This window comes from Pseudomonas sp. LAMO17WK12:I5 (genome assembly GCF_900215165.1).
In the GTDB taxonomy this organism is placed as follows: Bacteria; Pseudomonadota; Gammaproteobacteria; order Pseudomonadales; family Pseudomonadaceae; genus Aquipseudomonas; species Aquipseudomonas putida_A.
Genome location: NZ_OBDS01000013.1, coordinates 39,231 through 51,511 on the forward strand (window position 1 = coordinate 39,231; position 12,281 = coordinate 51,511).

The 12,281-nt window shown below is 60.7% G+C and carries 13 protein-coding genes; 9 read left to right on the top strand and 4 right to left on the bottom strand.

The features are described from left to right. Positions 1 to 70 precede the first annotated feature (70 nt). From hyi to CRO59_RS22460, 7 genes are all read left to right on the top strand, one after another. Positions 71 to 853, top strand: a complete 783-nt coding sequence (hyi, locus tag CRO59_RS22430; RefSeq protein ID WP_096796235.1) for a hydroxypyruvate isomerase — start codon at positions 71 to 73, stop codon at positions 851 to 853. 162 nt (positions 854 to 1,015) lie between these two features. Further along, on the top strand, positions 1,016 to 1,909 hold the full coding sequence (locus CRO59_RS22435; RefSeq protein WP_003222962.1) for a 2-hydroxy-3-oxopropionate reductase: 894 nt from the start codon (positions 1,016 to 1,018) through the stop codon (positions 1,907 to 1,909). 154 nt (positions 1,910 to 2,063) lie between these two features. Next, positions 2,064 to 3,338, top strand: coding sequence for a glycerate kinase (locus CRO59_RS22440; protein ID WP_097090120.1), 1,275 nt, complete (start codon positions 2,064 to 2,066; stop codon positions 3,336 to 3,338). Further along, positions 3,335 to 4,750 (top strand): pyruvate kinase, encoded by a 1,416-nt coding sequence (gene pyk, locus CRO59_RS22445; RefSeq protein WP_007961656.1) that lies wholly within the window; start codon positions 3,335 to 3,337, stop codon positions 4,748 to 4,750. Before CRO59_RS22440 ends, pyk begins: the two co-directional genes overlap by 4 nt. A 147-nt stretch (positions 4,751 to 4,897) precedes the next feature. After that, positions 4,898 to 5,812, top strand: coding sequence for an urea transporter (locus CRO59_RS22450; RefSeq protein ID WP_097090121.1), 915 nt, complete (start codon positions 4,898 to 4,900; stop codon positions 5,810 to 5,812). Positions 5,813 to 5,833: 21 nt separating this feature from the next. Then, positions 5,834 to 6,658 (top strand): ion transporter, encoded by an 825-nt coding sequence (locus CRO59_RS22455; protein WP_027613938.1) that lies wholly within the window; start codon positions 5,834 to 5,836, stop codon positions 6,656 to 6,658. A gap of 105 nt (positions 6,659 to 6,763) precedes the next feature. Further along, positions 6,764 to 7,762, top strand: a complete 999-nt coding sequence (locus CRO59_RS22460; protein ID WP_027613937.1) for a sulfate ABC transporter substrate-binding protein — start codon at positions 6,764 to 6,766, stop codon at positions 7,760 to 7,762. Positions 7,763 to 7,887: 125 nt separating this feature from the next. On the opposite strand, the gene CRO59_RS22465 is transcribed toward CRO59_RS22460, so the two are convergent. After that, positions 7,888 to 8,508, bottom strand: coding sequence for a DUF5666 domain-containing protein (locus CRO59_RS22465; protein WP_097090122.1), 621 nt, complete (start codon positions 8,506 to 8,508; stop codon positions 7,888 to 7,890). A gap of 243 nt (positions 8,509 to 8,751) precedes the next feature. Between CRO59_RS22465 and CRO59_RS22470 the strand changes: the two genes are divergently transcribed. Next, entirely contained in the window at positions 8,752 to 9,939 is a 1,188-nt protein-coding gene (locus CRO59_RS22470; protein ID WP_096796242.1) for an MFS transporter, read from the top strand. Between the two features lie 58 nt (positions 9,940 to 9,997). Here the strand turns inward: CRO59_RS22470 and CRO59_RS22475 are convergent, their stop codons facing one another. Beyond that, positions 9,998 to 10,402 (bottom strand): type II toxin-antitoxin system HicB family antitoxin, encoded by a 405-nt coding sequence (locus tag CRO59_RS22475; protein ID WP_007961664.1) that lies wholly within the window; start codon positions 10,400 to 10,402, stop codon positions 9,998 to 10,000. Further along, the gene (locus CRO59_RS22480; RefSeq protein WP_027613935.1) at positions 10,402 to 10,614 is read right to left on the bottom strand and encodes a type II toxin-antitoxin system HicA family toxin; all 213 of its coding nucleotides are present in this window, start codon (positions 10,612 to 10,614) and stop codon (positions 10,402 to 10,404) included. Before CRO59_RS22480 ends, CRO59_RS22475 begins: the two co-directional genes overlap by 1 nt. Positions 10,615 to 10,881: 267 nt before the next feature. On the opposite strand from CRO59_RS22480, the gene CRO59_RS22485 reads away from it, so the two are divergent. Next, positions 10,882 to 11,769 (top strand): LysR family transcriptional regulator, encoded by an 888-nt coding sequence (locus CRO59_RS22485; protein ID WP_097090123.1) that lies wholly within the window; start codon positions 10,882 to 10,884, stop codon positions 11,767 to 11,769. A 104-nt stretch (positions 11,770 to 11,873) separates the two neighbouring features. On the opposite strand, the gene CRO59_RS22490 is transcribed toward CRO59_RS22485, so the two are convergent. Continuing rightward, positions 11,874 to 12,278 (bottom strand): hypothetical protein, encoded by a 405-nt coding sequence (locus CRO59_RS22490; RefSeq protein WP_097090124.1) that lies wholly within the window; start codon positions 12,276 to 12,278, stop codon positions 11,874 to 11,876. Positions 12,279 to 12,281: the final 3 nt, after the last annotated feature.

A 12,281-nucleotide genomic window follows, 5' to 3' on the forward strand; every position in this document is an offset into this window, starting at 1 on the left:
TCTCCCCCTGGAGAGGGGACTGATTGGTTTAGTCTGACCACCCGCGTCAAAACCGTTTTAGGAGACCACCATGCCGCGTTTCGCTGCCAACCTGTCCATGCTGTTCACCGAACAGGATTTCCTTGCCCGTTTCGACGCCGCCGCCAAGGCCGGTTTCAGTGGTGTGGAATACCTGTTCCCGTACGACTTCAGCTCTGCCGAAATCAAGGCCAGGCTCGATGCCAACGGTCTGACCCAAGTGCTGTTCAACCTGCCGGCCGGTGACTGGGCCAAGGGCGAGCGCGGAATCGCGTGTCTGCCGGATCGCGTTGAAGAGTTCCGCGCCGGGGTCGATCTGGCGATTGCCTACGCGCAAGTGCTGGGCAACACCCAGGTCAACTGCTTGGCCGGTATTCGTCCGCAAGGCGTGGACGATGCCACCGTGGAAAAAACCTTCGTCGCCAACCTCAAATATGCAGCCGACAAGCTGCAAGCGGCGGGTATCAAACTGGTGATGGAAGCGATCAACACCCGCGACATCCCGGGCTTCTACCTGAACAACACGGCGCAAGCCCTGTCGATTCGCGAGCAGGTCGGCAGCGCCAACCTGTTCCTGCAATACGACATCTACCACATGCAAATCATGGAAGGCGATCTGGCTCGCACCCTGCAATCGCACCTGGCCGAGATCAACCACGTGCAGCTCGCGGACAACCCGGGGCGCAACGAACCGGGCACCGGTGAAATCAACTACCGGTTCCTGTTCGAACACCTGGATCGCATTGGTTATCAGGGTTGGGTGGGTTGCGAATACAAGCCGCTGACCACCACTGAAGCGGGTCTTGGCTGGTTGAAAACCCACAACGCCATTTAAGAACACTGCAAAAAAACCTGTGGGAGCGGGCTTGCTCGCGAATGCGGTGGTTCAGTCAACATGGATATTGAATGTTCCACCGCATTCGCGAGCAAGCCCGCTCCCACCCAAAGCAACACCCCCTATTTCGCTTGAGCAAGACAAAAACAAGAGGATTTTCTCATGGCTAAAATCGGATTTATCGGCACCGGCATCATGGGCCACCCAATGGCTTCGAACCTGCAGAAAGCCGGTCACAGCCTGTTCCTGTCGGCGCACCACGACGCCGCTCCGGCCGATCTGGTCGCCGCTGGCGCCGTCGCCCTGGCCAACCCGCGCGAAGTGGCGCAGGAAGCTGAATTCATCATTGTCATGGTGCCGGACACCCCGCAGGTCGATGACGTGCTGTTCCGCGCCGACGGCGTCGCTGCCGGCATCGGCAAAGGCAAAGTCGTGATCGACATGAGCTCGATCTCGCCGACCGCCACCAAAGCCTTCGCCAAGAAGATCAACGAGAAAGGCGCGCAATACCTCGACGCGCCAGTGTCCGGTGGGGAAGTCGGCGCCAAGGCTGCGACCCTGAGCATCATGGTCGGTGGCGATGCCGATGCCTTCGAACGCGCCCTGCCGCTGTTCCAGGCCATGGGCAAGAACATCACTCTGGTCGGTGGCAACGGCGACGGTCAGACCGCCAAAGTGGCGAACCAGATCATCGTCGCGCTGAACATTCAGGCCGTGGCTGAAGCCCTGCTGTTCGCTTCGAAAAACGGTGCTGATCCGGCCAAGGTGCGTGAAGCGCTGATGGGCGGTTTCGCTTCGTCGAAGATCCTCGAAGTGCACGGCGAGCGCATGATCAAAGGCACCTTCGATCCGGGCTTCCGTATCAGCCTGCACCAGAAGGACCTGAACCTGGCCCTGCAAGGCGCAAAGGAGCTGAACATCAACCTGCCGAACACCGCCAACGCCCAGCAAGTGTTCAGCACCTGCGCGGCGATCGGTGGCAGCAACTGGGACCACTCGGCGCTGATCAAGGGTCTGGAACACATGGCCAACTTCTCGATTCGCGACAAAAAATAAAGCCTGCACAAAACCCTGTGGGAGCGAGCCTGCTCGCGAAAACGGTTGCACATTCAACATCGATGTTGGCTGACACACCGCCTTCGCGAGCAGGCTCGCTCCCACAAGGGGTCCGAGTTGCCCTTTCGAATAACAAGAATTCCGGGAGCCCGCCATGTCGGTCGATCCGCAACAACTGCTGCGCGAGCTGTTTGCCACAGCCATCGACGCGGCCCATCCGAACCAAGTCCTCGAAGCCCATCTGCCTGCCGATCGCACGGGTCGGGTGATCGTCATCGGCGCCGGCAAGGCCGCAGCCGCCATGGCCCAGGTGGTCGAGCGCTGCTGGCAGGGTGAAGTATCCGGTCTGGTGGTGACCCGTTACGGTCACGGCGCTCCGTGCGAAAAAATCGAAGTGGTCGAAGCCGCGCATCCGGTACCGGACGCTGCCGGCCTGGCCGTGGCCAATCGCGTGCTGGAACTGGTCAGCAATCTGACTGAAGACGACCGCGTGATCTTCCTGCTGTCCGGCGGCGGTTCTGCCCTGCTCGCGCTGCCAGCCGAAGGCATCACCCTGGCCGACAAGCAGTCGATCAACAAAGCCCTGCTTAAATCCGGCGCGACCATCGGCGAGATGAACTGCGTGCGCAAGCACCTCTCGGCGATCAAGGGCGGCCGCCTCGGCAAGGCTTGCTGGCCTGCCACCGTCTACACCTACGCAATTTCCGATGTGCCGGGCGACCTCGCCACGGTCATCGCCTCCGGCCCGACCGTGGCCGACCCGAGCACTTCGGCCGAAGCGCTGGCGATCCTCAAGCGCTACAACATTGAAGTCCCGGCGTCGGTGCGCAACTGGCTGCAAAGCCCGGAATCGGAAACGGTCAAACCCGGTGATCCGAGCCTCGCTCGCAGCCATTTCCAGTTGATCGCCCGCCCGCAGCAATCGCTGGATGCAGCGGCGGTGAAATGCCGTCAGGCCGGTTTCAGCACATTGATCCTTGGCGACCTGGAAGGTGAGTCACGTGAAGTGGCGAAGGTCCACGCCGGCATCGCTCGGCAGATCATCAACCATGGTCAGCCGTTGGCGGCGCCGTGCGTGATTCTTTCCGGCGGCGAAACCACGGTCACCGTGCGCGGCAATGGCCGCGGCGGACGCAACGCCGAATTCCTCCTCAGCCTCACCGACAGCCTCAAGGGCCAGCCAGGCGTTTATGCGCTGGCCGGCGACACCGACGGCATCGACGGCTCGGAAGACAATGCCGGCGCGATCATGACCCCGGACAGCTACGCCCGCGCCACCGCCCTCGGTTTGAGCGCCAGCGACGAGCTGGATAACAACAACGGTTACGGCTACTTCGAGGCGCTCGATGCGCTGATCGTCACCGAGCCGACCCGCACCAACGTCAACGACTTCCGCGCCATCCTGATCCTTGAGAACTGCAAATCATGACGCCTGATAAAAAGGTCAAAATCCTCGCCACCCTCGGGCCTGCCGTCGATGGCATCGAAGACATCCGTGAACTGGTCGAGGCCGGGGTCAACATCTTCCGCCTGAACTTCAGCCACGGCGATCACGCCGACCACGCCAAGCGCTATCAGTGGATCCGCGAAGTCGAGCGCCAGCTCAACTATCCACTGGGGATCCTGATGGATTTGCAGGGGCCGAAACTGCGCGTCGGCAAGTTCGCCGACGGTAAGGTGCAACTGCATCGCGGTCAGGCGTTCCGCCTCGATCTGGACGCCACACCCGGCGATGAACGCCGGGTGAACCTGCCGCATCCGGAGATCATCGCCGCGCTCGAAGCGGGCATGGATCTGCTGCTGGATGACGGCAAACTGCGCCTGCGCGTGGTCAGCAAATACTCCGACGCGATCGACACCACCGTGCTCAACGGTGGCGAACTGTCGGACCGCAAAGGCGTGAACGTGCCGCAGGCGGTGCTCGATTTGAGCCCGCTGACCGCCAAGGATCGCCGCGACCTGAGCTTCGGTCTGGAGCTGGGCGTGGACTGGGTGGCTCTGTCGTTCGTACAGCGTCCGCAGGACATTCTCGAAGCCCGCGAACTGATCGGCGACAAGGCCTTTCTGATGGCGAAAATCGAGAAGCCGTCAGCGGTTGAACAACTGCGCGAAATCGCCGAACTGAGCGACGCGATCATGGTCGCTCGCGGCGATCTCGGTGTCGAAGTGCCGGCGGAAAGCGTGCCGCAGATCCAGAAGAACATCATCAGCACCTGCCGCGAACTCGGCAAACCGGTGGTGGTGGCGACGCAGATGCTCGAATCGATGCGCTTCTCCCCGGCACCGACCCGTGCTGAAGTCACTGACGTGGCCAACGCTGTGGCTGAAGGCGCGGACGCAGTGATGCTTTCGGCGGAAACCGCATCCGGTGAATACCCGCTGGAAGCGGTGCAGATGATGAGCAAGATCATTCGCCAAGTGGAAAACGGCCCGGATTATCAGACCCAACTCGATGTCAGCCGACCGAAAGCCGAAGCGACGGTGTCCGATGCCATCAGTTGCGCGATCCGCCGCATCAGCAATGTGCTGCCGGTGGCAGTGCTGGTCAACTACAGTGAATCGGGCGCTTCGACGTTGCGTGCAGCGCGGGAGCGGCCGAAAGCGCCGATCCTCAACCTGACGCCGAACCTGCAAACGGCACGACGTTTGAGTGTGGCGTGGGGTATTCATTCGGTGGTCAACGATCGCCTGCGTCAGGTCGATGAAGTGTGTTCGACCGCGCTAGAAATCGCTCAGGCGCAAGGCATGGCCGAGCGTGGCGATACGCTGCTGATCACTGCGGGGGTGCCGTTCGGGCAGCCTGGTTCGACTAACTCGCTACGGATTGAAACATTGATTTAGCGCCTGTACCGGCCTCTTCGCGAGCAGGCTCGCTCCCACAGTTGATTTGTGTGCATCACAAACTCAATGACTGAACAAAGATTCAATGTGGGAGCCAGCCTGCTGGCGAAGAAGGCAACTCGGTTTCACTGACTTTCAGAACTGCCCATGCCTGCCAATCATTTCAACACCCACTGCCCCGACTGGGCCGAGGCTTTGCTCAACGGTTTCAGTCAGATATTCCTCCAGCGCCACCCGCTATGCGGCCTGTTGTGCCTGCTGGCGATCCTGCTCACTGCGCCGGTGCTGTTTGCCGGCGCGCTGCTCGGGGCGGTCGCTGGATTGCTCACTGCACAGCGACGTAACTATGCCAAGGCTGATCGTCAGGCCGGTTTGTTCAGCTATAACGGCGTGCTGCTCGGCTTGTTGCTGAGCCTGTATTTCCCTTGGTCACCGCTGCTGCCGCCGCTGATTCTGGCGGCTGGCGGCCTCAGTGCGATGGTCACTCAGCAATGGCTCAAACACGTGTACCGCAATCGATCGATACCGGCTTACACCTCGCCGTTCGTGGCCATCGGCTGGATCTTGCTGCTGTTCGCCGAGCCATCCGCGCCGACAGCGCACATCGAGATGAACACGCTGAATTTGCTCGCCGCTGAGTTGCGTGGACTGGGTCAGGTGATGTTCCTTGATCATCCACTGGCCGGCGCATTGATCGCCATTGGCTTGTTGATCGCTGATCGCCGCGCCTTTTGCTGGGCATTATTCGCGTCAGCCATCGGCCTTGCGTCCAGTCTGCTGCACCACGAAACCGGCGCGGCATTGCTGGGACTGGGCAGTTACAACGCGGTACTCGCCGCCCTCGCCTTCAGTGCGCAGCGCCAGCAACCGTGGCTGTCGCTGCTGGGCATCGTCCTTGCGCTGCTGGTCACCCCGCTGTTCGTCGCTCTCGGTCTGGCGACGCTGACCGCGCCGTTCATCCTCGCTTGCTGGCTGATCCGCGCCGGGATCCAGATGCTTGGCAAAGCGGTCGTCGACGCCACGCCTTGCGCACAGGGGGACAATCAACCTAGGCTGCGCTGATCTTCAATTCAGGCGTTATCCATGGACAGCAGCAACAGTTGGCGCGAACGGCTTTACGTGATGATTTTCCAGAGCGACACCCTCGCCGGGCGGCGCTTCGACGGCACCTTGCTGTTGATCATCCTTGCCAGCCTGGTGGTGGTGATGCTCGACAGCATCGACAGCATTCACCAGAACTACGCCGATGTGCTGGCCTACATCGAGTGGGGCTTCACCATCATTTTTCTCGGTGAGTACATCCTGCGGTTGTATTGCTCACCGAAACCATTGCGCTACGCCTTCAGTTTCTACGGACTGGTGGATCTGCTGGCGATCGTGCCGGGGATCCTGGCGCTGTATTACAGCGATGCGCAGTACCTGCTGATCATCCGCATCATTCGGATGCTGCGGATCTTCCGGGTGCTCAAGCTCAGCCCGTACCTCAAGCAAGCCAACTACCTGATGTCGGCGCTGCGCGGCAGCAAGCAGAAAATCGTGGTGTTTCTGGTCAGCGTCTGCACCCTGGTGACGGTGTTCGGCACCCTGATGTACGTGATCGAAGGCCCGGAACATGGCTTCACCAGCATCCCCAAAGGCATCTATTGGGCTATCGTGACCCTGACCACCGTCGGCTTCGGCGACATCGTGCCCAAGACCCCGCTGGGTCAGGTAATTTCTTCGCTGGTGATGATCACCGGTTACTCGATCATCGCCGTGCCCACCGGGATTTTCACGGCGGAACTGGCCAACGCCATGCGCGGCGAACAGCTGCAACATGACTGCCCGGTGTGCAAGAAAAACAGCCATGAACAGAACGCAGCGTTTTGCTCGCGGTGCGGCAGTCAGCTGTTTAAGAAAGTGGAATAAGCACAGAGCTTTTTAATCTTTAAACGACTATGCCAGCCCGGCTATAGTCGCTGGCAAAACGGTATCACCCCCGACCGTTATCACCGACACAACAAGGAATGCGCAGTGAAAAAACTCTTTGGCGCCTCACTTCTCGCCGCCGGTCTTGCCTTTGGCAGCGTGGCTCAAGCCGCACCGACCCTGCTTAACGTCTCCTATGACGTCATGCGCGATTTCTACAAGGATTACAACACTGCGTTCCAGAAACACTGGCAGGCCGAGCACAACGAAAACATCACCGTGCAAATGTCCTTCGGCGGTTCGAGCAAGCAGGCGCGTTCGGTGATCGACGGCCTGCCGGCTGACGTCATCACCATGAACATGGCGACCGACATCAACGCCCTCGCCGACAACGGCAAACTGGTGCCGGAAAACTGGGTCAGCCGCCTGCCGAACAACAGCGCACCGTTCACCTCGGCCACCGTGTTCATCGTCCGCAAAGGCAACCCGAAAGCCCTGAAAGACTGGCCGGACCTGCTCAAGGACGGCGTGCAAGTGATCGTGCCGAACCCGAAAACTTCGGGCAACGGCCGCTACACCTACCTCTCGGCCTGGGGCTACGTGCTGAAAAATGGCGGTGACGAGAACAAGGCCAAGGACTTCGTCGGCAAACTGTTCAAGCAAGCGCCGGTGCTCGATACCGGTGGCCGCGCCGCGACTACCACGTTCATGACCAACCAGATCGGCGACGTACTGGTGACCTTCGAAAACGAAGCCGAGATGATCGCTCGCGAGTTCGGTCGCGATCAGTTCGAAGTGATCTACCCAAGCGTCTCCGCCGAGGCCGAACCACCGGTATCGGTGGTCGACAAAGTGGTCGACAAGAAAGGCACCCGCGCCGCTGCCGACGAATACCTGAAATACCTGTGGTCGCCGGAAGGTCAAGAAATCGCCGCTGCCAACTACTTGCGTCCACGGGACCCGGCAGTGCTGGCGAAGTACACCGACCGTTTCCCGAAAGTCGACTTCCTGTCGGTTGAAAAGACCTTCGGTGACTGGCGTTCAGTGCAGAAGACCCACTTCAATGATGGCGGGATCTTTGATCAGATTTATACCGGCCAGTAAGGCTTAGGCCGTAACGAAAAAGGCGACCTCAACAGGTCGCCTTTTTTGTGGGCATTGGAAATCACCACACTTCCCCCTGTGGGAGCGAGCAAGCCCGCTCCCACAGGGGATTGTTTGTCAGCCAGTTACATCGGTGGGGTCACGCCATCCTTGCCGGCGGAAATCGATTGCGCCGTCAACGTGCCGTCTGCGTCCTGGGTCACGAAGCTGACAATCTTCACCCCGACCTTGAGCAAGCTGCGATCCCCCGGCGTCAGGTTAACGATCGGCACGTCCTCCGGTACCAGAATCTTCTGCTGCCCGCCCTTGTAGTTGACGGTCAGCACCCGGCCATTGCTGACCACCAGATCACCGACGCTGCCATTGGTCATGCTGCTGCCCTTGGCCAGATCAAACGGCCGATGACCGTCACCGCTGCCGGCCAGTTCCGGCGGGAATACGTGCACTTCCAGCGCCTTGAGCGTGCCATCCTCCTGCGGCATGGCGGCCGAGCCAATGTAGCTGCCGGGTTTGATGTCTTCGATATTCGCCAGCGTGACGGCACGCACCTTGGTGTCCGCATTCAACCGGATCACCACGTTCTCGCCGCTGTTGACGTGGACTTTCAGCGAATCGGCGCTGACCCCGGTGATCTCACCGCGCACGCCGAGACGCATACCGGGAGCATCAGCGGCCTGCACCGCATTGGCACTGAGTAGGCCGATCAAGGCAATCGTGGTGGTGTGACGCAGCAGCTGGCGCAACATGGCAATCCTCCGGTGATGAACAGTAAAAGCGCAGCGGTAAACATAAGCACGCTATCGAAGAAGATGTAAGTGAATGTATCATCAGCCCTCCCCGGCCGGACGCAAGGTTCGCCGATGGACGACACCGCCGTTGAAGCCAATCATTCCGCAACGGAATAACTGATATCGATACAAGGCTTCTACCGCCGCTTCGGTGCGTCCCTTAGCCTCACCGCATTCCCTTTCGCTGGATCGAGAAACCTTATGAACGCCACAACTCACGCAATGACCCGAGGCATGGTGCTGCTGTTCGCCTTCTGCTGCGGCGCAATCGTCGCCAACATCTACTACGCGCAACCGATCATCGGGCTGATCGCGCCGGACATCGGTCTCTCCGACACCATGGCCAGCTTCATCGTCTCGCTGACGCAGATCGGTTATGCGCTGGGCCTGTTCTTCCTGGTGCCGCTGGGCGACCTGCTGGAAAACCGCCGGCTGATGATCATCACCACTGTAGTGGCGATTGCCAGCCTGCTCGGTGCAGCGTTCACCAGCCAGCCGAATGTGTTTTTGCTGATCTCGTTGCTGGTGGGTTTCAGTTCGGTGTCGGTGCAGATCCTGATTCCGCTGGCCGCGCATCTGGCGCCGGAAGAATCCCGTGGCCGGGTGGTCGGCGGGATCATGGGCGGCCTGCTGCTGGGCATCCTGCTGGCGCGGCCGGTGTCGAGCGTAGTGGCTGACCATTTCGGCTGGCGCGCGATGTTCATGATTGCCGCGGCGTTGATGGCCGCGATCAGCGTGGTGCTGGCGTTGACCGTGCCCAAGCGTCAACCGGATCACAGCGCTTCCTACGGCCAGTTGCTCGGCTCGCTGTGGACGCTGCTGCGCCAGCAACCGGTGCTGCGTCAGCGGGCGTTTTATCAGGGCTGCATGTTCGCCACCTTCAGCCTGTTCTGGACAGCGGTGCCGCTGGAACTGGCGCGCAACCATGGCCTGTCGCAAAGCGAGATTGCGATCTTCGCGCTGGTCGGTGCCATCGGTGCCATCGCCGCGCCGATCAGCGGACGCCTGGCTGACGCCGGCCACACCCGCATCGCTTCGCTGCTGGCCATGCTGTTCGCCAGCCTGAGCTTCCTGCCGGCCTTCATTCACCCGGCCTACAGCGTCATCGGCCTCGCGGTGACCGGCGTGGTACTGGACTTCTGCGTGCAGATGAACATGGTTCTCGGCCAGCGCGCGGTCTACTCGCTGGACGCCAAAAGCCGTGGTCGCCTCAACGCGCTGTACATGACCAGCATCTTCATCGGCGGCGCTTTCGGCTCGTCGGTCGCCAGTGCGGTGTATGAGCATGGCGGCTGGTTGTGGATCGTGATTGTCGGTAGCGCGTTCCCGCTGCTGGCGTTGTTGCGGTTCCTGAGTGCGTCGCAGCGTGGTGCTTTGGCAACGGCCTAAGATGTCGAGCAAGCTCGCTCCCACAGGTTGCTCACTGGGCCTGTGAGAGCGATGACGCTTAATACCGAACCAGCTTCTCCATCGCCGCATCTGCCAGAAACGAAGAGCGGCTTTTGACATTGTGTTCACGCACATAGCGATCGATGCGCTGGATCACATAGCCTGGCAACGTCACGTTGACCTTCTCGGTCTTGCCCATGTACGGCGAGATATCCAGCTCGAGCATCCCCCAGCCCATGTCGGCAAACTCCGGATTATTGCGATGCGCCGCTGCCGACGTCGGCATCGGAATCGATTCCCCGTCCGCCGCCATCTCCTGCAACATGAGATGGGCGACTTCAACGGCTGCGTTATAGGCGTCCTCGAAAGTGTCCCCGGCCGTGACGGCGCCGGGAATGTCAGGTATCTGAATACCGATGGCGGTGTTGTCGTCACCCCATTCGATGCAGATCGGATATTGCATTATGGATCTCCCTTGTAGCTGGCTGGCGGGTGGTACAACCCGGCACGCCTCCTGATGCTTTTGACCGTCCCCAGCGGCAAATCCTTTTTAGGGTGAGGAACGGGAATGGTGTACGGGTTGTAACGATGCGTGAAGATGTGATGACTGCCGGTGACTCGATCCAGCGTCCAGCCTGCCTCCTCCAGCTCCTTGATCAATAGCCTGCTTTGCACCTGGCGCCTCCTTGCTCCGGCCGAATAAAAGTAACTCTAGAGTTATCTTTACTCAAGCACATAAATCTGCAGGACGACGTTTGGTTGTTTTACCGCATGTGATTGAATGGACGCGGATTACACTCAGCACCCTATTCCCTGTGGGAGCGGGCTTGCTCGCGAAGGCGTTGGATCAGCCAATACATGTGCTGAATGTCAGACCGCTTTCGCGAGCAAGCCCGCTCCCACAAGGGGACTACGACAACTTTCAGATTTGCAGGAAGAATGATGGACCGCCTCGCCGCCATGGAAACCTTCGTCTACGTGGTCGAAACCGGCTCCTTTTCCGCCGCCGCCCGACGGCTGAATATCGGCCAGCCCGCCGTGTCGAAAACCATCGCTCAGTTGGAAAAACGCCTGGCGGTCAGCCTGTTGCTGCGCTCGACTCGCGGCCTGACCCCGACCGAAGCCGGACTCGCGTTTTTCGAACGGGCCAGACGCGCCATCGACGAAGCCAACGAAGCCGATAACGCCGCCCGTGGCAGCGCCAGCGGTTTAAGCGGCAACCTGCGGATCAGCGCTGCGGTGACTTTCGGCCGCCTGCACGTCGTGCCGCAGCTGGGGCCGTTTCTCGAGCAGCATCCACAGCTGAACATCGACCTGATGCTCGATGACCGCAATATCAATCTGGTCGAAGAAGGTATCGACGTCGCCCTGCGCATGGGCCCGCTCAGCGACTCTGGTCTCACCGCGCGCAAGATCGCCGACTGTCGCCGCGTAGTGCTCGGCAGCCCGGCCTACTTCGCCTGCCACGGCGAGCCGAGCTGCCCTGCCGATTTGGATAAGCACCAAGGCATCGTCTACAACCTCAGCGGCGGCGCCACCTGGACCTTCACTCAGGGCAGCGAACAACAGACGCAAACCCTCACCGGCCGCCTGCGGGTCAGCGCCGCCGAGGGTTTGCGTGCAGCCGTGCTGGCCGATCAGGGCCTGACCATCGCCTCGCAATGGATGTTCGCCCCGGAGCTGGCAAGCGGCGCGGTCAGGGCGGTGATGAACGAATGGGTATTGCCGGATCAGGACTTGTGGGCGGTGTTTCCCACGGGGCGGATGGTCAGTGCGAAGGCGCGGGTGTTTGTGGATTATGTGCAAGGGTTGTTGACCAGCGAACTTTGAAAACAGCAGATCAAAAGATCGCAGGCTTCGCCAGCTCCTACAGGGACATCATCAATGCCCGGCAACACACAAAAAAACGGCGATCCAGAGATCGCCGTTTTTCATTACTGCCCGAACTGTTTGCCCAACCCCGGCGGCACGCCGTGGATGTTGGTGTCTTCCCACGGGCCGTTGGGGCTGACGGAGCGAGTCCAGCCGTTGTTCCAGCGGAAGTAGGTGCGCTGGCGGTAGAAGGTGTTGGGCTGGTCGTCGAGGACGTAGACGCCGAGCTTCTGGTCCCAGTGGCTGTTGCCGCCCGGTGGTGGGGCGAAGCTGGCTGAGGTGCGTGGGACTGGCTTGGACGGTTTGGACGGGATGCTTTTGCCCGGTGTCGGCGAGGTCGACGGGGTCGGGCTCGGTTGTGACGGCGGGATCGGCGGTAGGTTGGTGGTCGGTTCCGGCCGGTGCACCGCACATGCGCTCATGCTCAAGGCCAATGTGATGACGGAGATGCGGGCGAGGCTGTGCATGGC